This is a genomic window from Microbacterium invictum (assembly GCF_034421375.1).
GTDB lineage: Bacteria > Actinomycetota > Actinomycetes > Actinomycetales > Microbacteriaceae > Microbacterium > Microbacterium invictum_A.
This window is the reverse complement of sequence record NZ_CP139779.1, coordinates 1688421-1710784: the sequence shown is the minus strand read 5'-3', so window position 1 is coordinate 1710784 and position 22364 is coordinate 1688421. Positions and strand designations below refer to the sequence as shown.

Here is a 22364-nt window from a genome sequence, read left to right as displayed (position 1 = left end):
TCGGACGATCGGCTCAGCCGAAGATCTGCGACGCGATGTCGGAGAGGAAGGCGCGCCCGTTGCGGTTCACCGGCGCGTAGTAGATCCAGACGTCGTCGCGGGCGACGACGATCTCCTCGGTGTCGGGGCCAGCGCCGGGCAGCTCGCAGAACTGGGCGCCGAAGTCGTCGGAGACCTGGCAGGTGTATCCCTCCTCCGGAAGCGTCGCGATCGCGGCCGTGACCGCCTCGGGGGTCGCCGTGCTGATCAGGACGAGCAGGCCCGTGGCGTCGCCGACGATCCAGTCGCAGCCGAGCACGAGCGTCGCACCGTCCGGGGCGGGACGCACGAAGCCCTGACCGTCGCTCTGCAGGGTCATGTCGCCGACCATCTCCTGGCGTGACGCCTCGCTTCCCAGCTCGTCGCACTCGGTGGGGATCGACGCCGTGGACGTCGCAGATGCACTCGGCGACGCGCTCGCGGATTCGCTGGGCGATTCGCTGGGCGACTCGCTCTGCGTCGCCGTCGACGTCGGCGACGGCGCGGGCTCGGGCGCGCAGCCCGCGAGGAGGGCGAGAGCCAGAGCAGCCCCGGCGATGACGGTGAGGGAACGGGGGCGCTGAGACATCGACGGCTCCTGGAGACGAAGAGGGGTGCGGACGAGATCTCGCTCCGCACGCGTCATCCTAGGGACAGCGTCGACCCGGACCGCGCAGGCGGAGGGTCGTGTCGTCATCGGTATCGTGGTGCGGGTGACCCGCATCATCTCCGGACGGGCAGGATCCCTCACCCTCGACGTCCCCGATGCCGGCACCCGGCCGACGAGCGACCGCGTCCGGGAATCGCTCTTCGGGGCGCTGGACGCGTCGGACCTGATCCGCGGCGCCCGGGTGCTGGATCTGTACGCCGGATCCGGTGCGCTCGGTCTCGAAGCCGCCAGTCGGGGCGCGATGACGGTCGACCTCGTCGAGAAGGCTCCGCGAGCGGTGACGGTCATTCGACGCAACGCCGCCCGGATCCACGCTGCGCTCCGCGGCTCCGATGATCCGGCGCGCATCGCGGTACACCGTGTCGGGGTCGACGCCTATCTCCGTTCGGCACCCGTCGGCGTCTTCGACCTCGTCTTCCTCGACCCGCCCTACGACCTCTCCGACGCCGAGCTGAGGACGAACCTACAGCTCCTCGTGCCCGCCCTGTCGCCCGAGGCCACGGTGATCGTCGAACGCGGCGCACGATCGACGGCACCCGCGTGGCCCGCGGGTCTGACGGCCCGACGCGACCGCCGATACGGCGACACGACGCTGTGGTGGGCCTCCCGGGACGCCTCTCAGCCCGAGACCGCGTCCCAGTCCCGATAGGGGTCCCAGCCGCCCCGTCCGTCGAACGGCCCGCCGTCGACGAGGAGCGAGTGGTCCCCGCGGGCGACGACGGTTCCGATCACGCGGAAACCGGGGGCCGGCCCCGCCGCCGCGGGGAAGGTCGCCAGCAGCGCATGGTCCTCCCCGCCCGTCAGCGCCGCGTCGGGATCCGCCCCCAGCGCATCGGACCGAAGGGCGACGGTCACGCCGGAGGCGCGGGCGAGGCGGGAGGCGTCTAGGCTCAGGCCGTCCGAGACATCCATCATCGCCGTGGCGCCGTGCGCGGCCGCCACGACGCCGGCGGCGATCGGGGGATGCGGTCGCAGCTGCGCGCTCACGAGCGCGGCATCCGCGTCGGTCAGCGCGGTGACCGGGACGGGGCGTCCGTCGACGCGGAACCGGTCGAAGAGGATCGCCAGACCCCGCGCGGCCTGCCCCAGTTCTCCGCACACCGCCACCACGTCTCCAGGACGGGCACCGCTGCGTGTGACCGCCGCGCTCCCCTCCAGCACGCCGAGTGCCGTCACGGCGATCGTCAGGGTGTCCGACACGGTGAGGTCGCCCCCCTCGACCGCGGCGCCGGGTGCGAGCGCGTCGCAGCCCGCGCGCAGACCGTCGGCGAGCCCCTCGACGAACGCGACCGGCGTGTCATCGGGCATGGCGAGGGCCACGAGCAGAGCCGTGGGGCGCGCACCCATCGCGGCGATGTCGGCGAGGTTGACCGCGGCGGCCTTCCATCCCAGATCCGCCGCCGACGACCACGCCAGGCGGAAGTCGGGGCCGTGGACGAGCGTGTCGACACTGGCGACGATGCGGCCTCCCGGCGCGGCGAGCACGGCGGCGTCGTCCCCGGGGCCGAGGAGCGCGTGCGAGGGAGCGAGACGGCCGAGGATGCGAGCGAGGATCTCGCCCTCGGACAGGTCGCCGACGACGGGGTCCGGTGCGCTCACCCTCTCACCGTACCCACCGGCAGCCGGGGTTAGCCTGGTCGTGTGCGCCTGTCCCGTCATCGTATGCCGTTCGTCGCGCTTGCCGTCGGCGCGGCACTGACGCTGTCGTCGTGCGCGGGGACGGTGTCGGTTCCCGCCGCGGACGACGCCGACGACCCGCTCTGCGCCGAGGTCACGGTCCGCCTCCCCGCCGAGGTCGACGGCCAGGAACGGCGGTGGACCGACGCACAGGCGACCGGCGCGTGGGGCACGCCGACCTCGGTCATCCTCACCTGCGGCGTCGAGCCCCCGGGCCCGACCGAGGCGCGCTGCATCACGCTCGGCGGAGTGGATTGGATCCTCGACGAGAGCGATCCCCCCCGCTACCTCATCCGCAGCTACGGGCGGACGCCGGCAGTGGAGGTCTACGCCGACAACAGCGTGGTCTCCCCCAACGAGGTGCTGTCCACCCTCGGGCCGATCGTGTCGCTGCTCCCCCGCGAATCCGAGTGCACCTCGACCGAGACCCTGCTGGACTGACGTGACTCCCCGCCGATCACGTCGCGCACGGACGGACGTGGCGTCTCAGCGCCGCTCGCGCGCCGTGTCGACGAGCTCGCCGATCAGCTCGGGATAGGTCATCCCCGAGGCGATCCAGCATTTCGGGAACATCGAGATCGGCGTGAACCCCGGCATGGTGTTGAGCTCGTTCACGTAAAGGCCGTCGGCGGCGAGGAAGAAGTCCACCCGCGCCAGCCCCCGTCCGGCGACTGCGTCGAAGGCGCGCACGCCGAGCTCCTGCACGGCGCGGACCTCCGCATCCGCCAGCGCCGCCGGGCACACGACCTCCGCCCCGTCGCCGCCGAGGTACTTCCCCTCGAAGTCGTAGAACTCGCGTGTGGTCAGGACGATCTCGCCGGGCAGCGACGCCCGCGGCGCCCCACCGTGGCGCCCCTCGAGAATCGCCACCTCGATCTCGCGCCCCACGATGGCCGCTTCGATGAGCACCTTGTCGTCCTCGGCGAAGGCCTTCTGCAGCGCGGACGCCAGCTCGGCGTCTCCCGCCACCTTTGACACTCCGACGCTCGAACCCGCCCGCGCGGGCTTGACGAACACCGGGTAGCCGAGTTCGGCCGCCTCCCGGCGCACCGCCTGCTCTTCGCGCTCCCACCGGGTCGGGGTCACGGTCGTCCACGGCGCGACCGGGATCCCCGCCGCCTGCAGCACGATCTTCATGAAGTGCTTGTCCATGCAGAGCGCCGAATCGAGCACGCCACCGCCGGCGTAGGGCAGGTCGAGGGTGTCGAGGAAACCCTGCACCGTGCCGTCCTCGCCGTGCACGCCGTGGAGGATCGGCAGCACCACGTCGACGTCGCCGAGATCGTCGACGGTGTCGTCGGCGCGTCGCACGCGGAGCCGTCGTTCCCCGCCCGCCTCGGGCCACAGGATCCGCGTGCCGTTGTCGACGACCTCGGGCAGACGCTCGGCGTCCAGGGCGAACCGATCGGGGTCGTCGACTTCGAGCACGAAGGCGCCTGCCCGGGTGATCCCCACCGGGATCACCCGATAGCGGTCACGGTCGATCGCCCGCAGCACTCCCCCCGCCGTGGCGGAGCTGATCGAGTGCTCGCTGGATCGACCGCCAAACAGCACCACCACCGCGGGCTTGTCCATTACCGGTCCTCTCCCCTTGGGGTTCGTCATCGTCGTCGGTCGTCAGATGCGGAGCGATCTCGCGCGGGTCCATCGTGCCGTCGAGCACGCGCTTGACCTGTTCCACGATCGGCATGTCGACGTCGGCTCCGCGGGCGAGCTGGAGGATCGGTGCGACCGACGCCAGACCCTCCGCGGTCTGCTCCATCTGCTTGACCACATCCTGGAAGCTGTATCCCTGACCGAGCAGGCGCCCTGCGGTGTTGTTGCGGCTGAGCGGCGACTGGCAGGTCGCGATGAGGTCGCCGAGGCCGGCGAGGCCCTGGAGCGTCTCGGGGTGCGCGCCCTGCGCCACGGCGAAGTCGGTCATCTCCACGAGGCCGCGCGTGATGATGGACGCCTTGGTGTTCTCGCCGTATCCGACACCGTCGACGATCCCGATCGCCACCGCGATCAGGTTCTTCAAGACGCCGCCGAACTCGGTTCCGATGACGTCCGTGTTCACGAAGGAGCGGAAGTACCCGTTCCGCGCGCGCCGCGCGACGGCGTCCGCCGTCTCCTGGCTGAGCGAGGAGATCACGGCGGCCGTCGGCTGTTCGCGGGCGATCTCGAGGGCCAGATTCGGCCCGGATGCCACGGCGATCCGCGCCGGGTCGCAGTGCAGCTCCTGCTGGATCACCTGGCTCATCCGGAGCCCGGTGCGCCGCTCGACGCCCTTCATCAGCGAGACCACGGGCGCGTCACTCGACGAGATCAGCGGCCGCACCGCCTTGAGGTTCTCGCGCAGCGCCTGGCTCGGCACCGACAGGAAGACCTGCTCGGCTCCCTCGAGCGCCTCGGACAGATGAGGGGTCGCCATCATCGAGCGCGGCAGGTTGATACCGGGGAGGTACTGACTGTTGCGCTTGGCCTCGTTGATCTCGTGCGCGAGTTCCGGTCGCCGGGCCCACATCATGACGCTCGCACCGCCGTCGGCGAGGATCTTCCCGAACGTGGTGCCCCAGCTCCCGGCTCCCACGACCGCGACCCGCGGACGATCGGCGTCGTGCCTACGGCTCAAGACGCCCCGTCTCCTTCTGCCCGTGCGCGGACGGATTCCACCTCTCGGCGGGAGCCGGGAGGCCCCGCAGACCGGAGAGGAGGTCGGCGATGCGCCCCATCAGCACATCGGTCGCCGCAACGAGCGTCGCCGGCTGCGTCTGCGTGGCCGTGTAGGCGGAGAGGTCCATCGGCTCGCCGAAGACGACCCGGACCCGCCGGCGCGGCGGCCACAGGCGCAGCCTTCCGTACCTCGGCAGGATCTCCTGCGCGCCCCAGTGGGCGACGGGGATGAGAGGGATGCCACCGGCCAGCGCCAGCCGGACGGCGCCGGTCTTCCCCCGCATCGGCCACATGTCGGGGTCGCGGGTGAGAGAGCCTTCGGGATACACGATGACGCCTCGGCCGTGCTGCACGAGGGTGCGGGAGCTCTCGATGGTCTGCCGCGATCCCCCGACCGATGACGTGCGCGCCACGGGGACCATCCCGGTGGCCCGGAGCACGGCTCCCAGAACCGGAACCCGGAACAGGCTCTCCTTCGCCATGAAGCGCGGCGCGCGTCCCTCGCGCCAGACGGCGACGGCGACGATGAGCGGATCGATCTCGCTGCAGTGATTGGGGGCGACGACGTACGCGCCGTCGCGCGGCAGGTTCTCGCCGCCCTCGACCTCGACACGGGCGAGAAGTCCCATCGCGGGAACGATGATCGCGGCGAGCGGCCAGAAGACGCTCGGACGTCGCTTCTCCTCGGCGCCGGATCCCGGGGCCTTCGGGGTCGGAGTGGTCACCGGGTCACCCGACGACGCGGAAGTCGGCGCCGACGGCGTCCAGCTTGGCGAAGAACTTCTCGTACCCGCGCCGGATGATCCCGACGTTGCGGACCGTGGACTCGCCCTCCGCCGCCAGGGCGGCGATGACGTAGCTGTACCCACCGCGGAGGTCGGGCACCACGACGTCGGCGCCGTGCAGAGGCGTCGGGCCGTTGATGACGGCGGCCTGCTCGAGCGCGCGACGCGGAACCCGGCGGCCCGGCATGTCGAGCCCCTGAGCGTGGACCTGGATGTCCGCGCCCATCTTGTTCAGCGCCGCGGTGAATCCCAGGCGGTTCTCGTACACCGTCTCGTGCACGACGGACCGGCCCTGGGCCTGCGTGAGCGCGACGATGAGGGGCTGCTGCCAGTCGGTCATGAAGCCGGGGTGGACGTCCGTCTCGACCATGACCGGCCGAAGGGCGTCGCCGCGGCGGAACCGGATGCCGTCCTCGCCGATGTCGAAGGATCCGCCGGCCTTGCGGAAGACGTTGAGGAAGGTGAGCATCTCCTGCTGGCGTGCGCCCGAGACGAAGATGTCGCCGTCGGTGGCCAGTGCCGCGCAGGCCCAGGATGCGGCCTCGTTGCGGTCGAAGATGCACCGGTGGTCGTAGCCGCTGAGGCTCGGAACCCCCTCGATGAGGATGACGCGATTGGGCTCGTAGGAGATGATGGCGCCCATCTTCTGCAGGACCGCGATGAGATCCATGATCTCGGGTTCGATCGCGGCGTTGCGCAGCTCCGTCACGCCGCGGGCGCGAACGGCGGTGAGCAGCACCTGCTCCGTCGCGCCGACGCTCGGATAGGGAAGCTCGATGTTCGCGCCGTGCAGTCCGTCGGGTGCCGACAGCCGGATGCCGCTCGGGAGCTTCTCCACGACCGCACCGAAATTGCGGAGCGCATCGAGGTGGAAGTTGATCGGCCGGTCTCCGATGCGGCAGCCGCCGAGGTCGGGGATGAAGGCCTGCCCGAGCAGGTGCAGGAGCGGGCCGCAGAAGAGGATCGGGATGCGAGAGGCGCCGGCGTGCGCGTCGATCTCCTCCATGTGCGCGGACACCGCGTCGCGCGGGTCGAGGTGCAGCGTGCCCGGCTCGTCGCCGTCGTCCACGCGCACGCCGTGCGCCTCGAGGAGGGATCGGACGACCTTGACGTCGCTGATGTCGGGGACGTCGCGCAGGATGCTCGCGCTCTCGCCGAGCAGGGCCGCGACCATCGCCTTGGTGGCGAGGTTCTTCGCGCCCTTCACGTCGACCCGTCCGCGCAGCGGTCGCCCGCCGCGGATGCTGAGGATCTCTCCGGTGGCTTCGGTCGCGGCGATCTCGTGCTCCCCCGTGGGGGATGCCGCATCACTGAGAAGGGTCTTCATCCGGTGGTCCTCACTTCGGTGTCATCGAGGGGGTGGCGAGGGGTGATCGGCCTCGTGGGCCGTCATCCCGGCTTACCGGACGGGGAGTGTCCGCGGGCGCCACGCCTCCCGGCGGGCCTCGAACTGCGCGATCCGGTCTGCGCTGCGCAGCGTGAGCCCGATGTCATCGAGCCCCTCGAGAAGCCGCCACCTAGTGTAATCGTCGATCTCGAAAGGCACCTGGAGGGGCGCGGCGCCGCGGTCCGCGCCGTCGCCGAGGGTCGCGACGCGCTCGACGAGGTCGACGGTCATCGTCACCCCCGGCTTCGCGTCCACGGCATCCCAGATCCGGTGCAGGTCGTCCTCGGAGATCGCCGCCGTGAGCAGCCCCTGCTTGCCGGCGTTCCCGCGGAAGATGTCGGCGAACTTGGGGCTGAGGATCACCGAGAACCCGAAGTCGCGCAGCGCCCACACGGCGTGCTCGCGGCTCGAGCCGGTGCCGAAGTCGGGCCCGGCGACGAGGATCGACGCGCCCTGGAAGACCGCCTGGTTCAGCACGAAGTCGGGATCTTGACGCCAGTTGGCGAAGAGGGCGTCCTCGAAGCCGGTCTTAGTGACGCGCTTGAGGTAGACCGCGGGGATGATCTGATCGGTGTCGACCGCGGAGCGCTTCAGCGGCGCGACGATGCCGGTGTGGGTGGCGAACTTCTCCATGTCAGGCCTCCGCCCCGGTCAGGGTGTCGACGCTCGGCGCGCCCGACGGTCCGTCCTCGAGATCGCGGGGACTCGAGAGCGTCCCGCGCACCGCGGTGGCGGCGGCCACGAGCGGCGAGACGAGGTGGGTGCGTCCGCCCTTGCCCTGTCGGCCCTCGAAGTTCCGGTTCGACGTCGATGCGCAGCGCTCGCCGGGAGCCAGCTGGTCGGGGTTCATCCCCAGGCACATCGAGCACCCGGCGAAGCGCCACTCGGCCCCGAAGTCGGTGAAGATCTTGTCCAGTCCCTCGGCCTCGGCCTCGAGGCGCACGCGGGCCGAGCCCGGCACCACCATGACCCGCACCCCCTCGGCCTTCGTGCGGCCCTCGACGATCGAGGCGAACGCGCGGAGGTCTTCGATCCTGCTGTTCGTGCACGACCCCATGAACACCGCGTCGACCCGGACGTCCTTCATCGGGGTGCCGGGCTCGAGCGCCATGTACTCCAGCGCGCGTTCGGCGGCGGCGCGGTCGTTGGGGTCGGCGAAATCGGTCGGCGAGGGAACGACGTCCGACAGCGAGACACCCTGTCCGGGGTTGGTGCCCCAGGTCACGAACGGCTCGAGCTCGTCGGCGTCGAGGAACACCTCGGCGTCGTAGACGGCGCCCTCGTCGCTCGGCAGCGTCCGCCAGTAGGCGACCGCGTCCTCCCAGTCCCGGCCCTGCGGCGCGTGGGGCTTGTCCTTGACGTAGGCGAAGGTCGTCTCATCGGGAGCGACCATGCCCGCGCGGGCACCGGCCTCGATGGACATGTTGCAGATCGTCATCCGCCCCTCCATCGACAGCGAGCGGATCGCCGACCCGCGGTACTCCAGGACGTAGCCCTGACCGCCGTTCGTGCCGATCTTCGCGATGACGGCGAGGATGATGTCCTTCGCGGTCACCCCGGGGCGCAGCGTGCCCTCCACGGTGATCGCCATGGTCTTGAAGGGCTTGAGGGGCAGGGTCTGCGTCGCCAGGACGTGCTCGACCTCGCTCGTGCCGATCCCGAAGGCCATCGCCCCGAAGGCGCCGTGGGTGGAGGTGTGCGAATCCCCGCAGACCACCGTGATGCCGGGCATGGTCAGGCCCAGCTGCGGGCCCACCACGTGGACGATCCCCTGCTCCTTGTCGCCGAGCGAGTGCAGGCGCACGCCGAACTCCTCGGCGTTGCGACGCAGGGTGTCGATCTGCGTGCGGCTGGTGAGATCGGCGATCGGCTTGTCGATGTCGAGCGTCGGGGTGTTGTGATCCTCGGTGGCGATCGTCAGGTCCAGCCGGCGGACCGGGCGGCCCTCCGCACGCAGGCCGTCGAACGCCTGGGGGCTCGTGACCTCGTGCACCAGGTGCAGGTCGATGTAGATGAGGTCGGGCTCACCGTTCTCACCCTTGACCACCACGTGGTCCTCCCACACCTTCTCGGCGAGGGTGCGGGGTCGATCGGGGATCGAGACGGCGCCGGCGTCGGGCGTCTGGGTCTCGGTGGTGATGGTCGGGTCGGACGTGCTCATTGCGTTCTCCTCGGGAAAGGGGTCAAGCCCGCGACGAACTCCGCGACGAGAGAGGCCTGGTTACGAGGTCTCGCCGCGGCCGCTAAGGAGAAGGCGAGCGATCCGCACCGGCTCAGAGTACCACCGGGTACCGCGCACGCGACTACCGCGCCCCGTCCCCCGCCGGCGCGTCGTCGGCGCCGGTGCGGGAGCCCTTCTCCTCGGCCACGCTCTTCGCCGCCGCCTCGGCCGGCGTGCGCCCCGAACCGTCGGGGAGGTCGCCGTCCGGCCGATCCGCAGCATCCGTGGTCGTGATCGGGTCGCCCTCGCGACGCGCGGCGATCAGGCTCGCCACGGTGGCCACCGACATCGCGGCGACGATGACGGCGAGCGAGACCCACGTGGAGATGTCCGGTGCCCACTCGACGTGCTCTCCGCCGTTGATGAAGGGCAGTTCGTTCTCGTGGAGGGCGTGGAGGAAGAGCTTCACGCCGATGAACGCCAGGATGAAGGCGATGCCGTAGTGCAGGTACTTCAGACGGTCCAGGAGCCCGCCGAGCAGGAAGTAGAGCTGTCGCAGACCCATCAGGGCGAACAGGTTCGCGGTGAAGACGATGAAGGGGCTCTGCGTGATGCCGAAGATCGCGGGGATCGAGTCGATCGCGAACACCAGGTCGGTGAAGCCGATTGCCACGAAGACGAGGATCATCGGGGTGAAGATCTTCTTGCCGTTCACGACGGTGCGCAGCTTCGACCCGTCGTAGCTGTCGCTGATGTCGATGAAGCGGCGCAGGAACCGCACGATGCCGGTCTCGGCCTGCGCGTCGTCGTCGTGCTTGCCGGGGAACGCCTGGCGCCACGCCGTGTAGACGAGGAAGAGACCGAAGACGTAGAAGATCCAGCTGAGGTTCTCGATGAGCACGGCGCCGAGCATGATGAAGATCGCCCGGAGGATCAGCGCGATGATGATGCCCACCATGAGCACTTCCTGCTGGTACCGGCGCGGCACCGAGAACTGGCTCATCAGCAGGACGAAGACGAAGAGGTTGTCGACCGAGAGGCTGTACTCCGTCAGCCAGCCGGCGACGAACTCGCCCATCGCGTCGCCCGAGCCGGTGACCAGCAGCAGCACCACGGCGAATGCCAGCGCGAGGGCGACGTAGAACACCACCCAGAGGGTCGCCTCCCTCATCGAGGGGATGTGGGGGCGCTTGAGGATGATGAGCAGATCCGCGAGGAGGATCAGCGACAGCACGACCAGCGCGGTGATCGCGAACCACGTCGGGATCTCATAGGTCATGGGCCCCCACGATACCCGTCCCGCCGCGCCATCCCGAGCCCGGGCAAGTAATGAAATCGCGGGTGAGACGATCCGTGCCGTCGCGACACTCCTGGAGTGAGAGACAATGCGGATGCCGCGGTGCGGCGGAATGGGGAACGGTGAGCGAGCAGACGGACGCGGCGCTCGTCGCGCGGGCGGCGGGCGGGAGCGAGATCGCCTTCCGGTCGCTGTATCGCGCCTATGTCCGGCCGGTGTACTGGGTCGCGCACGGGCTGCTCCGAGACGCCTCGGATGCCGAGGACGTCACGCAGGAGACCTTCCTCGTGGCGTGGCGGAAACTGCCGTCCCTGGAGCTGGCGGGCGAATCGCTGCTGCCCTGGCTGGTGACGGTGTGCCGCCTCCAGGCGGCGAACCGCATGCGGCGGCAGCGCCGCGATCGCCTGCACGAGGTCCACGGCGACCTCGATGAGACGCTCCCCGCCACCGTCGACGTGGAGCGTCAGGTGGTCGAGGCCGATCTGGTCGAGCGCATCCTCGCCGAGGTCGGCGCCCTGAGCGAGCTCGACCGGGAGATCTTCCGGCTGTGCGCGGCGGAGGGGTACGGCTATCAGGCTGCCGCCGACGAACTCGGTGTCGGACACGGGGTCGTCCGCAATCGTCTCTCCCGCATCCGCACCCGCGTGCGGACCGCCCTGAAGGAGAGCACATGAACACCGTCTCGCGCCCGCCCCTCCCCGACCTCGACGAGGAACGGATCGCCCGCATCGAGCGCGGACTCTTCGCCGATATCGACGCCGAGCGATCCGCCCGTCGCCGGCGGCGACGCACGGGGTGGGCCACCGCCGGCGCTGCTGCCGCGGTGATCATCGTCGCCGCCGCCATCGCCCCGGCGGTCGGAGGGCTCGTCTCGGGCGCAGGGTCCGAACAGTTCGCGGTCGCACCCTCCGGTGCGGACGAGGCAACGCTCCCCCAGGGCCAGGAGGCGCCGATCGAGGGCGGCGCGATCGACGGGGTCCCCACCGATGAGGCCGGCGCGGGGGCGTCCGCCGCCGACACCTCCGTCGAACGGGAGATCATCACCAGCGCCTCGGCGAACCTCGTCGTCGAGGACGTTCCCACTGCGGCCGCCGAGGTCGCCGACGCCGCGGATCGGATCGGTGGCTTCGTCCAGTCGCAGTCGGTAGGTCGAAGCGGCGTTCCGATCCCCATCGACCCGGGGATCGGCGGCCCGGACGTCAGCTATCCGGCGCCCTACGCCGGGGGCGAGACCGGCTGGGTGACGGTCCGCATCCCCGCAGCAGAGCTCTCCGGCTTCGTGTCGGGCCTGTCGGCGATCGGCGAGGTCACGCAGTCATCGATCGATCGGCAGGATGTCACCGACCAGACCGTCGATCTGCGCGCGCGCGTCGAGGCCACGCAGGCCTCGGTCGATCGACTGGAGGAGCTCCTGGCCGAGGCCGGCGACCTCGGCGACCTGATCGCCGCCGAGAGCGCTCTGGCTGAGCGTCAGGCGACTCTGGAGTCGTACCAGCAGCAGCTGGAGTCGCTCGAGGGCCAGGTGGAGCTGTCCACGGTGTCGGTCTCGCTCGCACCCCGGGTGGAGCGGGTCGAGGCCGACCCCGCCGGCTTCGGCGACGGCGTCGCGGCGGGGTGGAACGGACTCATCGCCACGCTCAACGGCCTGGTGATCGCCGTCGGCTTCCTCCTCCCCTGGCTCGCCGTCCTCGGCGTGGCCGCGCTGCTCGTCTGGGCTGCCGTCCGGGTCCGCCGCGCCCGGCGGGCGCGCCGCGAGGCCGCGACCGCGACGGGTCCGGCGGAGGACGACACGCGCGGCGCCTGACGGCGGTGTGCGTGAAGAGGCCCTGGTGATGGGGGTCACCAGGGCCTCTTCATAGCCGCCGGGCGGCGGCGTGCGAGCCGGTCAGACCGCGACCGGAACCGCCGTGTCGACCGGGGCGGCGACAGGAGCCTCGCGCTTATGCACCCACTTCTTCAGTGCGATCACCGCGAACGCGGACACCAGCACTCCGGCGAGGATCGATACGAGGAAGCCCCAGATGGGCTGGATGGCGAAGAACACGAAGATGCCGCCGTGCGGGGCGAGGGACGACACCCCGATCGCCATGCTCAGGCCCCCGGTCACGGCGCCGCCGATCATCGAGGCGGGGATGACACGGAAGAGGTCCGCCGCGGCGAACGGGATGGCGCCCTCGGAGATGAAGGCCGCACCCAGCAGCCACGCCGCCTTGCCGTTCTCGCGCTCGACGGGGGTGAAGAGGTTCCGTGCCAGCACGGTGGAGGCGAGTGCCATCGCCAGCGGCGGCACCATGCCCGCCGCCATGACCGCGGCCATGATGAGGTACGGCGACGAGAACGGCTGCGACGCCGTCGCTGCCGCGAGGCCGGTCGTGGCGAAGGTGTACGCGACCTTGTTGACGGGACCACCCAGGTCGAAGCACATCATCAGGCCGAGGATCACCCCGAGGATCACCGCAGACGCTCCGTTGAGGCTGTTGAGCCATTCGGTCAGCCACGTCATGAGCTGCGCGATGGGGCGGCCGAGGAAGAGGATCATCAGGCCCGACGCGACGATGGAGCCGACGAGCGGGATGATCACCACCGGCATGAGGCCGCGCAGCCATCGCGGGGCCGGCAGGCGGCCGAGCCACAGCGCGATGAAGCCCGCCAGCAGACCGCCGATGAGACCGCCGATGAATCCGGCGCTCATCAGCACGGCGACCGCGCCGGCGACGAATCCCGGCGCGATACCCGGTCGGTCTGCGATGGCGAAGGCGATGAAGCCCGCCAGGACGGGAACGAGGAAGCCCATCGAGGTCGCACCGATCATGAACGCGACCGAGCCGAGGTACTGCCCGAGGCCCCCGGCCGGCAGGTCCCACAGGGAGTTCTCCACGATGACATTGGCCGCATCGTCGGTCACCTGATACCCGCCGAGGAGGAATCCGAGCGCGATGAGCAGACCGCCGCCGGCGACGAAGGGGATCATGTAGCTCACGCCGGTGAGGAGCCAGCGCTTGATCCGGGCGCCGACCGACTCCTGTGCACCGCTCGCCGCCGATGCGGCGGCGTCGGCAGACCCCGCCACGCGCTCCGCGCGAGGATCGGATGACGCGGCGACCGCCTCTGCGATGAGCCTGCCGGGCTGCTCGATGCCCCGCTTGACGCTCGTGCGCACCACCGGCTTGCCGGCGAAGCGCTGCGGTTCGCGCACGTCGACGTCGACGGCGAAGATGACCGCGTCGGCGTCGCGGATGACCTCGGGAGGGAGCGCCTGGTATCCGCTGGATCCCTGCGGCTCGACGACGAGGTCGACGCCCGCTTCCCGGCCCGCTGCGGTCAGCGCGTCGGCGGCCATGAAGGTGTGCGCGATGCCGGTGGCGCACGCGGTGACGGCGACGATCCTCGGACGGTCTCCGGTCGCTGCGGTCGGCGCCGGAGCGGCGGCGGCCGGGGCGGCTCCGTTTCGTGCGGCGGGGGACTCGCCGATCGCCTGACGGACGATCGCGACGACGTCGTCGTCGGTGCCTGCCGAGCGGAGACCCGCGGTGAAGTCATCGTCCATGAGGCTGCGCGCGAGCTTCGAGAGCACGGCCAGGTGGTCCTCCGCGGCGTCGGCCGGGGCGGCGATGAGGAACACCAGATCGGCCGGTCCGTCGTCGGCGCCGAAGTCCACCCCGGGCCTCAGCCGGGCGAACGCCAGCGAGGGCGTCGTCACCGCCAGGCTCTTGGCATGCGGAATCGCGATCCCGCCGGGAAGGCCGGTCTCGTCCTTCTGCTCTCTCGCCCAGGCGTCGGAGAACAGCGCGTCCGCGTCGGTGGCGCGTCCCTGCGCGACGACGCGCTCTGCGAGGGCGCGGATGACGGCGGCCTTGTCGGCACCGAGTCCGACGTCCAGGCTCACAAGGCCGGGGATGATGGTGTGCGACGTCGATGAAGACATCTTCGAGACCTCCTCTGGTCTGCTCACGGGGCGATGCCCGCGGGGTGGGTGCGCTCGGCAGTGAGCGTGATGGCTCGGATCTCCCCGGCGGGGAGGTCTGCGGGGGTGGGGATCTGGGTGCCGGGAAGAGACGCGGCGGCCGCCCCGTACCGGACCGCGCGCCCGAGGCGTTCGGCGGGGCCGTCGCCGGCGACGGCGGCGAGCAGGTAGCCGGCGAGCGAACTGTCGCCGGCGCCGACGGTGCTCACCGCGCGGACTCTCGGAGGTGCGGCGTACCAGGCACCGCCCTCGGCGACGAGGACCGCGCCGCGCGATCCCAGGGTGACCAGGGCCGCCCCGACTTTCGCGGGCACGAGGTCGGACGCGGCCCGGGCGACCTGGGCGACCAGGTCGTCGCCGTCGAGCGGATCTCCCGTCAGCTGGGCGAGTTCCTCGTCGTTGGGCTTGATGAGGTCGGGACGACTGCGCGCGACGACCGTGGACAGGGCGGGGCCCGAGGTGTCCACCGCGATGAGGGGAGCATCGGGCGCGGAACGCACGGCGTCGATGACGTCGGCGTAGAAGTCGTCGCCGACGCCGGGCGGCAGGGATCCCGCCAGTACCAGCCAGCGGGCGCCGCGGCTGGCGGCGACCGTGTCGGCGATGGCCGCGCGCCGGTCGGCGATCGTCAGACGCGCCCCCGGGAGGTTGATCTTGGTCGTCGTCCCCTCGGGGTCGGTCAGCGCGATGTTGGCGCGGACCCGGCCGGCCACCGCAGTGGTGCGCGTGGGCACCCCGGTCTGCCGAAGCAGGTCGGCGTAGGGATCGTGCGGATTCAGCGGCATGAGCGCGAGGGTCGGAACCCCTGCGGCGACGACGGCGCGCGCGACGTTGACGCCCTTGCCGCCGGCGTCCTCCCGGACGGAGACGGCCTGCTGCACCTCGCCGGTTCGGAGCGCCGATTCCAGGGCGACGGTGCGATCCAGGGAAGGATGGGCGGTGAGCGTGACGATCATGCGGTCCACACCTCCACGTCGGCGGTTCGCAGGGCCGAGGCGAGCTCGCCGGAGGGTGCGGCGTCCGTGACGAGGACGTCGATGTCCTCCAGTCCTGCGAAGCGCACCAGGTACTCCGCATCGACCTTGCTGGCGTCGGCGAGCACGATGACGCGCCGTGCGGCGGCGACGATCGCGCGTTTGACTGCCGCCTCCTCCGGGTCGGGGGTGCTGAGCCCGAAGGCGGCGGAGATGCCGTTCGTGCCGACGACGGCGACGTCTGGGCGCAGCTGCGAGACAGCCTCGACCGCTGCGGCGCCGACCGCGGCCGCGGTCATCCCGCGCACCCGTCCGCCGATGACGGTCAGCGGCAAGTCGGCACGGGCGCCGAGCTCGAAGGCGATGGGAACGGCGTGGGTGACCAGCTCGAGCCGTGCGGCGCCGTCCGCGGGGGTGCGGGCGGCGAGATCGCGGGCGAACGCGGCGGTGGTGGTGCCGGCGTCGATGAAGAGGGATCCCCCGAGCCCCGCAAGCGCCTCGGCGGCCCGCACGGCGATGCGCGCCTTCTCCTCGCCGTTCACGGCACCGCGGTCGCCGACCGCGGTCTCACTGGTCCCGCCGCGCGACGCTGCCACCGCGCCGCCGTGTACCCGGCGAAGGGCTCCGTCGCGCTCCATGGCATCGAGGTCGCGCCGGATCGTCTCGGTGGTCACGCCGAAGTCGCGGGCGAGATCGACCACCGACACGCGGCCTGCGGTCAGCAGCTGCCGTTCGATGGCGTCCTGTCGCTCCGTCGCGTACATGCGTCCTCTTCCTCAAGGTTTCCCACAGACTACAACACATACCAACACTAAACAACAATGAAACCCACATCCGACCACCGCGGTCGCCGTCTCTGAGCCCTCCCCTGGTGTGGCGCGCGAGTATGGTCGAGGAGTCCGCCGTCGGCAGACCCCGCGAAGGAACCGCCGTGCCTCCCACTCCGACACCACCCGAGCCGCTCCTGGACGATCGCTACCGGCTGGGCGCCCTCATCGGCGAGGGCGGGATGGCGCGGGTGTACCGCGCCGACGACGTGCTGCTCGGCCGCACCGTGGCCGTCAAGCTCCTCCGCCCGGGCGTGGAGGGCTCGGCGTCTCCGGAGCGCGCCCGCGCCGAGGTGGCGGCGCTGGCCGCTCTGAGTCATCCCGGGCTGGTGATGCTGCTGGACGCGCGTCTGGAGCCGGGGAAGCCCGAATACCTGGTGATGGAGTTCGTGGACGGACGGACTCTCGCCGCCGCCCTGTCCTCCGGGCCGCTACCGGCCACCGAGGTGGCAGCCCTCGCCGCCGAGCTCGCCGAGGCCCTGCACGTCGTCCACGCCGCGGGCGTCGTGCACCGCGACCTGAAGCCCGCCAACATCCTCGTCACCCCCTCGCCCCTCCCGCACCGCCTCTTCCGGGCGAAGCTCGCGGACTTCGGGATCGCCTACCTCCTCGACAGTGCGCGCATCACCACACCCGGGATGGTGATCGGCACCGCCTCCTATCTCGCTCCCGAGCAGGTGCGGGGAGACGATCCCGCCCCGCCGGCCGATGTCTACGCGCTCGGGCTCGTGCTCATCGAGGCTCTGACCGGCAGGCGGGCGTTCCCTGCCTCGTCGGCCGCCGAGGCGGCGCTCGCTCGCCTGGGCGGCCCGCCGCGAATCCCGGACGACATCGCCCCGGGCTGGCGCGCGCTTCTCGCGCGCATGACCGACCTCGAACCCGGCAGCAGGCCCACGGCTCTGGAGGTCGCGGTCGCCGCCGCCGACCTCAGCGGCGCGACTCCGGTCGAGATGCCGACAGCGGTGCTGCCCCCGGCGATGCTGCCGGCGGATCCCGCCTCCGGCGACGAGCCGACGGCCGTGCTCGCCCCCGCCGCGCCGGCCGCGCGTCGCCCGGGGAGCGGGCGCCGGCGGCTCCCGCTCCTCTGGGGATCCGTCGCCGCCGGTGCCGCGGTGATCCTCGCGCTCGGCACGTGGGCAGCCGTCAGCGCGGGCACCGCCGAGCCCGCTCCGGCTCCGGCTCCGACGAGCACGCAGCCGGTCACGGATGAGCCCGCCGACAGCCCCGCACCGGCAACGACGCCCACGGATCCAGGGGTCGCGCCGGCCGTCGAACAGCCCGCGGGCCCGGCACCGGCCGACGAGGAGGCGCAGCGCGAGGCCGAGAAAGCCCAGCGGGAGTCCGAGAAGGAGGCTGAGAAGGCCCAGCGGGAGGCTGAGCGGGAAGCCGAGCGAGGGGACGACGACGAAGACGGCTGAGGCCGAGATGGTTTCGAAAGCACGAAAGCCTCCGGCGAACCGGAGGCTTTCGTGATGCTGGTGACCCCAGCGGGATTCGAACCCGCGTTACCGCCGTGAGAGGGCGGCGTACTAGGCCGCTATACGATGGGGCCGTCAGGCAACCGTTCGATTATGCCATGCCCCCCGCGCCGCGAACAAATCGGGACGGCCCCCGAGAATGGCGCTTGCCGACGTCGCCGGCCGCCTGTTGACTCGGGGAATGCGAGTCACCAAGCACGAACATGCGGCGCTCACCCTCGAAGAGTCCGGCTCGACCCTCGTCATCGATCCCGGCGCCTTCACCGATCCCCTCTACGACCTCGGCGAGGTGGCGGGGATCGTCGTCACGCACGAGCACCCCGACCACTGGACCGCCGATCATCTCGAACGCATCCTGAAGATGTCTCCGGGAACGCCCATTTACGGTCCCGCGGGTGTGGCGGCCGCCGCGGCCGGGTTCGACGTGATCGTCGTCGATCCGGGCGACACCCTCGAGCTCGGGCCGTTCCGCCTCCGCTTCTTCGGTGGTCGGCACGAGGTCATCCACTCGTCGCTGCCGGTCGTCGACAACGTGGGTGTCCTCGTCAACGACGTCTTCTACTACCCGGGCGACTCGTACGCCGTTCCGAGCGGCGTCGACGTGCAGCTGCTCGCGGCGCCGCTCGGCGCTCCCTGGTTGAAGATCGGCGACGCGATCGACTTCGTGCTCGCCGTCAAGCCCCGGCAGGCGTTCGGCACCCATGACATGACGCTGTCGGTGCTCGGGAGAGACATGCACCGCAGTCGGCTGCGCTGGGCGACCGAGCAGAACGGCGGCGAGTTCGTCGCGCTCGACCCCGGCGATTCCACGGACGTCTGACGCCGACCGAAGGGGACGAGGATGCCGGGCATGCCGCCTGCCGATGTGGAGATCACGAGGGCCGTCGTCGCGGCTCTCGTCCGCCGGCACGTCTCCGACGCCGCATCCGAGACCCTCTCCCCGCGCCCCGACACGACCGGGTGGGATTGCGAGACCTGGCGGCTGGGTGAAGGACTCGCCGTGCGGCTGCCCCGTCGTGCCGCCGCAGCGGCCGGTGTCGCCCACGAGCAGGCAGTGATGCCGGCGCTGTCGCAGGCCCTCGTCGCGGTCGGTGTCGGCGCCCCGGAAGTGGTGTTCGCGGGCCCACCGGACGAGACGTTCCCCTACCCGTGGTCGGTCGTCCGCTGGCACGAGGGCAGCGCCGGGCTGGAGGTGGCTCGCAGGGATCGAGGCGCCTGGGCGCCACCGCTCGCCCGCGCACTCCGCGCGATCCATGCCACCGACCCCGGCTCCGTCCCGGCCAATCCGGTGCGCGGAGGTGCGCTCGCCACCCGGGCGGAGAGCATCGCAGAGCGCCTCGCCGCTCTCCGGACCGGCGCGACGGTCAGCGTCGGCGACACGGATCTGCTCGCGCGACTGTGGGACGAGGGGCTTGCCGTCGGCGGGTGGGGCGGCGCCCCCGCGCTCATCCACGGCGACCTCCACCCGGGCAACCTCATCGCCCGCGGGCCCAGACTGGTCGCGGTGATCGACTTCATCGACGTCGCACCCGGCGACCCCGCCTACGACCTCGCCGCCGCCTGGCTGTGCTTCGACCCCGACGGCCGCCGCGCGTTCATCCGGCACCTGGACGGTGCCTTCGCCCCCGCGGATTGGGTCCGCGCGCGCGCCTGGGCGGCGGCGTTCACGACGATTCTCCTGGGGCAGAGCGACGACATGCCCGCCTACGCCACCCTCGCCCGCGAGAGCGTCGCGGAGCTGCGACACCCGGCATGAACGACGAAACCCCCGACGGATCGGGGGTCTTCATCTGCTGGGGTACCTGGACTCGAACCAAGAACAACTGAACCAGAATCAGCCGTGTTGCCAATTACACCATACCCCAATGGCCGCAGCCGGAACCGTGCCGAGGATCGAGTCTAGTAGACCGCGGACGGCTCGCCAAACCGACAGCCCATGCCGCGGCTCATCCCCCGAGATGAGTCACGAGCAGGCTCAGCCGACGCAGCGACTCCGCTTTCCCGAGAAGCTCCATCGACTCGAACAGCGGCGGCGAGACGCGTCGCCCCGTGATCGCCACGCGCGGAGGACCGTAGGCCACCCGCGGCTTCAGTCCAAGTTCCTCCACGAGCGCGCGCGACAGGGCCTCCTGCACGGCCGCGGCCGTCCACTCCGCCGCGGGAACGAGCTCGAGGGCCGCGACGCTCGCCACCAGGACCTCACCCGCGTTCGCCGGAAGGCCGGAGAGCGCATCGTCGTCGTACCGGACGTCCTCGACGAAGAGGAAACCGAGCATCCCCGGCGCATCGCCGAGCAGGGGCATGCGCTCCTGCACGAGCGGGGCGGCCCGGCGGAGCAGGGCGATCTGGTCCTCGGACGGCGGATCCGAGACGAGGCCGGCCGCGACCAGGTAGGGAACCAGGCGGGCGGCGAAGTCGGCCGGTTCCAGCATCCGGATGTGATCGCCGTTGATCGACTCTGCCTTCTTCTGATCGAAGCGGGCGGGGTTCGGATTGACGTCGGCGATGTCGAATGCGGCGACCAGCTCGTCGAGGCTGAAGACGTCGCGGTCGGGAGCGATCGACCACCCCAGGAGGGCGAGGTAGTTCAGCAGTCCCTCAGGGATGAAGCCCTTCTCGCGCTGGAGGAAGAGATCGGCCCGGGGGTCGCGCTTGGAGAGCTTCTTCGTGCCGTCGCCGAGCACGAGCGGCATGTGACCGAAGCGGGGCATGAAGGTTGTCACACCGGCGTCGATGAGGGCGCGGTACAGGGCGAGCTGACGTGCGGTGGAGGGCATGAGGTCTTCGCCGCGGAGCACGTGGGTGATCCCCATGAGGGCGTCGTCGACGGGGTTGACGAACGTGTAGAGCGGGATGCCGCCTGCACGCACGATGACGAAATCGGGGAACGACCCGGCGGGGAAGGTCACCTCGCCGCGGATGAGGTCGACGTACGTGAGGTCCTCGTCGGGGACCCGCAGCCGCCACGCGGGCTCACGGCCCTCCGCACGGTACGCGGCCTTCTGCTCCTCGGTGAGGTCGCGGTCGAAGTTGTCGTAGCCGAGCTGCTTCGCCCGCCCCGCCGCGTCGTTGCGCGCGTCGATCTCCTCGGCGGTGGAGAAGCTCTCGTACACCGCGCCGGCGGCGATGAGCCGGTCCAGCACGCTGCGGTAGATCTCGTGACGTTGCGACTGACGGTACGGCGCGTGGGGGCCGCCCACTTCGACGCCCTCGTCCCAGTCGATGCGCAGCCAGCGCAGCGCGTCGAGAAGCTGGAGGTAGCTCTCCTCGCTGTCGCGCGCGGCGTCGGTGTCCTCGATACGGAACACCATCGTCCCGCCGTGGTGACGGGCGTACGCCCAGTTGAACAGCGCCGTGCGCACGAGTCCGACGTGCGGCAGACCCGTCGGGGAGGGGCAGAACCGGACGCGGACGTCGGTGCCGGTGGCGGTCGTGGTGCGGGGATCGGGCGTAGCAGGCATCACCCCTCAGTCTAGGCGGGGGACCTCGTCCTGCCCGGCTCGGCGAGCAGTGCCCGGAGCGCGTCTACGGTCGCCCGGATCGCCGGTACCCGCTGAGCTTCGCGGGCGGTGACGACGTGGATGCTGCGAGGATCCGCCGCGGGAAGCGGACGCGTGACGATGCCGGGGAGGGCGGGGAACGAATCGACAGCCCACCGAGGGAGGGTGGCCACACCCATGCCCTGCGCGACGAGAGCCTCGACCGCGAGGTAGTTGTCGGTTTCGAAGGTGACGCGCGGTCGGAACCCGGCGCCCTCGCACAGCTCCATGAGGTGTCCACGGCAATCGGGACACCCGGCGATCCATTCCTCGTCCGCGAGCGCCGCCAGGGTGAGGGAGCCGTCGTGCGCGCGCGGGTGATCCCGAGGGAGGACGAGGAGGAGATCGTCCTCACCGAGGGTGCTCACCTCGAGCCCGGCGGCGCTCAGGCGGTGGGGATCGCGTCGATCGCCGGGGAAGCTGAAGGTGATCCCCACGTCGGCGCGATCGGCCCGCACGGCCGCAATCGCTTCGGGCGGCTCCGCCTCGACGAAGGTCACCTCCATTCCAGGGTGCCTGGTGCGAAGCACGCGCAGAAGGCGGGGGATGACGGCGGAGGAGGCCGAGGGGAACGCTGCCACCCGCACCCGCCCGGCGCGCAGCCCGCGCAGCTCGGCCAGCTCGCCGACGGCGGCCTCCAAGGCGGTGGTCACCGCCGGCGCATGACGGGCGAGCACCCGGCCGGCTTCGGTCAGGCGCACGCGGCGACCGGCACGCTCCACGACGGGCACTCCCAGGCGCTGTTCGATGCGGCGGACGGACTGACTCACGGCGGGCTGGCTGTAGCCCAGTGCCGTCGCGGCGGCCGTGAGCGATCCCTCGTCGCCGATCGCCTTCATGAGCCGGAGGGTGTGGGCGTCGACCACGGGCTCGAGCGGCGTCTCGGCGTCCATGCCGAAATCATAACGTCAGGGCATGTCTTCCATGTCGAA

21 protein-coding genes and 2 tRNA genes are annotated in these 22364 nt (G+C 71.2%); 7 read left to right on the top strand and 16 right to left on the bottom strand.

Annotated elements, in window-relative coordinates:
• Nucleotides 1–13 precede the first annotated feature (13 nt).
• Nucleotides 14–607, bottom strand: a complete 594-nt coding sequence (locus T9R20_RS08260; protein WP_322412036.1) for a hypothetical protein — start codon at nt 605–607, stop codon at nt 14–16.
• 124 nt (nt 608–731) lie between these two features.
• On the opposite strand from T9R20_RS08260, the gene T9R20_RS08255 reads away from it, so the two are divergent.
• A complete protein-coding gene (locus tag T9R20_RS08255) occupies nt 732–1337 on the top strand; it encodes an RsmD family RNA methyltransferase (RefSeq protein WP_322412035.1) in 606 nt (201 codons plus the stop codon).
• Here the strand turns inward: T9R20_RS08255 and thiL are convergent.
• Nucleotides 1307–2287: a thiamine-phosphate kinase gene (gene thiL, locus T9R20_RS08250; protein ID WP_322412034.1), complete on the bottom strand. Its 981-nt coding sequence runs from the start codon at nt 2285–2287 to the stop codon at nt 1307–1309. The two genes, T9R20_RS08255 and thiL, sit on opposite strands and share 31 nt — an antisense overlap.
• Before the next feature lie 63 nt (nt 2288–2350).
• Between thiL and T9R20_RS08245 the strand changes: the two genes are divergently transcribed.
• A complete protein-coding gene (locus T9R20_RS08245) occupies nt 2351–2806 on the top strand; it encodes a DUF3515 family protein (protein WP_322412033.1) in 456 nt (151 codons plus the stop codon).
• Between the two features lie 45 nt (nt 2807–2851).
• Here T9R20_RS08245 and T9R20_RS08240 read toward each other — a convergent pair whose 3' ends face one another.
• The 7 genes from T9R20_RS08240 to T9R20_RS08210 all read right to left on the bottom strand — a co-directional run bounded on the left by T9R20_RS08240 (nt 2852) and on the right by T9R20_RS08210 (nt 10632).
• Entirely contained in the window at nt 2852–3940 is a 1089-nt protein-coding gene (locus T9R20_RS08240) for a D-alanine--D-alanine ligase family protein (protein WP_322412032.1), read from the bottom strand.
• Nucleotides 3840–4979 carry an NAD(P)H-dependent glycerol-3-phosphate dehydrogenase gene (locus tag T9R20_RS08235; protein ID WP_322412031.1) on the bottom strand — a complete coding sequence of 380 codons (1140 nt, stop codon included), beginning with the start codon at nt 4977–4979 and terminating at the stop codon, nt 3840–3842. Before T9R20_RS08235 ends, T9R20_RS08240 begins: the two co-directional genes overlap by 101 nt.
• Nucleotides 4969–5745 carry a lysophospholipid acyltransferase family protein gene (locus tag T9R20_RS08230; protein ID WP_322412030.1) on the bottom strand — a complete coding sequence of 259 codons (777 nt, stop codon included), beginning with the start codon at nt 5743–5745 and terminating at the stop codon, nt 4969–4971. Before T9R20_RS08230 ends, T9R20_RS08235 begins: the two co-directional genes overlap by 11 nt.
• Nucleotides 5746–5749: 4 nt before the next feature.
• Complete coding sequence (gene murA / locus T9R20_RS08225; protein WP_322412029.1) at nt 5750–7132, bottom strand: UDP-N-acetylglucosamine 1-carboxyvinyltransferase; 1383 nt, start codon at nt 7130–7132, stop codon at nt 5750–5752.
• A 72-nt stretch (nt 7133–7204) separates the two neighbouring features.
• Nucleotides 7205–7825: a 3-isopropylmalate dehydratase small subunit gene (gene leuD / locus T9R20_RS08220; protein ID WP_322412028.1), complete on the bottom strand. Its 621-nt coding sequence runs from the start codon at nt 7823–7825 to the stop codon at nt 7205–7207.
• A 1-nt stretch (nt 7826) separates the two neighbouring features.
• Entirely contained in the window at nt 7827–9353 is a 1527-nt protein-coding gene (gene leuC / locus T9R20_RS08215) for a 3-isopropylmalate dehydratase large subunit (RefSeq protein ID WP_322412027.1), read from the bottom strand.
• Nucleotides 9354–9495: 142 nt separating this feature from the next.
• Nucleotides 9496–10632: a TerC family protein gene (locus T9R20_RS08210; protein ID WP_322412026.1), complete on the bottom strand. Its 1137-nt coding sequence runs from the start codon at nt 10630–10632 to the stop codon at nt 9496–9498.
• Nucleotides 10633–10772: 140 nt separating this feature from the next.
• Between T9R20_RS08210 and T9R20_RS08205 the strand changes: the two genes are divergently transcribed.
• The gene (locus T9R20_RS08205; protein ID WP_322412025.1) at nt 10773–11324 is read left to right on the top strand and encodes an RNA polymerase sigma factor; all 552 of its coding nucleotides are present in this window, start codon (nt 10773–10775) and stop codon (nt 11322–11324) included.
• The gene (locus T9R20_RS08200) at nt 11321–12454 is read left to right on the top strand and encodes a DUF4349 domain-containing protein (protein ID WP_322412024.1); all 1134 of its coding nucleotides are present in this window, start codon (nt 11321–11323) and stop codon (nt 12452–12454) included. Before T9R20_RS08205 ends, T9R20_RS08200 begins: the two co-directional genes overlap by 4 nt.
• Nucleotides 12455–12535: 81 nt before the next feature.
• On the opposite strand, the gene T9R20_RS08195 is transcribed toward T9R20_RS08200, so the two are convergent.
• From T9R20_RS08195 to T9R20_RS08185, 3 genes are read right to left on the bottom strand one after another with little or no spacing between them, the layout of a single operon-like run.
• On the bottom strand, nt 12536–14575 hold the full coding sequence (locus T9R20_RS08195) for a fructose-specific PTS transporter subunit EIIC (RefSeq protein WP_322412023.1): 2040 nt from the start codon (nt 14573–14575) through the stop codon (nt 12536–12538).
• 23 nt (nt 14576–14598) lie between these two features.
• Nucleotides 14599–15570 carry a hexose kinase gene (locus T9R20_RS08190; RefSeq protein ID WP_322412141.1) on the bottom strand — a complete coding sequence of 324 codons (972 nt, stop codon included), beginning with the start codon at nt 15568–15570 and terminating at the stop codon, nt 14599–14601.
• Nucleotides 15567–16352, bottom strand: coding sequence for a DeoR/GlpR family DNA-binding transcription regulator (locus T9R20_RS08185; protein WP_322412022.1), 786 nt, complete (start codon nt 16350–16352; stop codon nt 15567–15569). The genes T9R20_RS08190 and T9R20_RS08185 overlap by 4 nt, the downstream gene beginning before the upstream one ends.
• A 167-nt stretch (nt 16353–16519) precedes the next feature.
• Here T9R20_RS08185 and T9R20_RS08180 point away from each other — a divergent pair, with 167 nt between their 5' ends.
• Nucleotides 16520–17833 carry a serine/threonine-protein kinase gene (locus T9R20_RS08180; RefSeq protein WP_322412021.1) on the top strand — a complete coding sequence of 438 codons (1314 nt, stop codon included), beginning with the start codon at nt 16520–16522 and terminating at the stop codon, nt 17831–17833.
• Nucleotides 17834–17891: 58 nt separating this feature from the next.
• Here T9R20_RS08180 and T9R20_RS08175 read toward each other — a convergent pair.
• A tRNA-Glu gene (locus tag T9R20_RS08175) sits at nt 17892–17967 on the bottom strand.
• Nucleotides 17968–18074: 107 nt separating this feature from the next.
• Here T9R20_RS08175 and T9R20_RS08170 point away from each other — a divergent pair.
• Nucleotides 18075–18713: an MBL fold metallo-hydrolase gene (locus T9R20_RS08170; protein ID WP_322412020.1), complete on the top strand. Its 639-nt coding sequence runs from the start codon at nt 18075–18077 to the stop codon at nt 18711–18713.
• Between the two features lie 30 nt (nt 18714–18743).
• Complete coding sequence (locus T9R20_RS08165; protein ID WP_322412019.1) at nt 18744–19649, top strand: phosphotransferase; 906 nt, start codon at nt 18744–18746, stop codon at nt 19647–19649.
• 37 nt (nt 19650–19686) lie between these two features.
• Here T9R20_RS08165 and T9R20_RS08160 read toward each other — a convergent pair.
• The 3 genes from T9R20_RS08160 to T9R20_RS08150 form a co-directional block, all read right to left on the bottom strand.
• A tRNA-Gln gene (locus T9R20_RS08160) sits at nt 19687–19758 on the bottom strand.
• 81 nt (nt 19759–19839) lie between these two features.
• Nucleotides 19840–21354 (bottom strand): glutamate--tRNA ligase, encoded by a 1515-nt coding sequence (gene gltX / locus T9R20_RS08155; protein ID WP_322412018.1) that lies wholly within the window; start codon nt 21352–21354, stop codon nt 19840–19842.
• Between the two features lie 11 nt (nt 21355–21365).
• Nucleotides 21366–22325, bottom strand: a complete 960-nt coding sequence (locus T9R20_RS08150) for a LysR family transcriptional regulator (RefSeq protein ID WP_322412017.1) — start codon at nt 22323–22325, stop codon at nt 21366–21368.
• Nucleotides 22326–22364 lie beyond the last annotated feature (39 nt).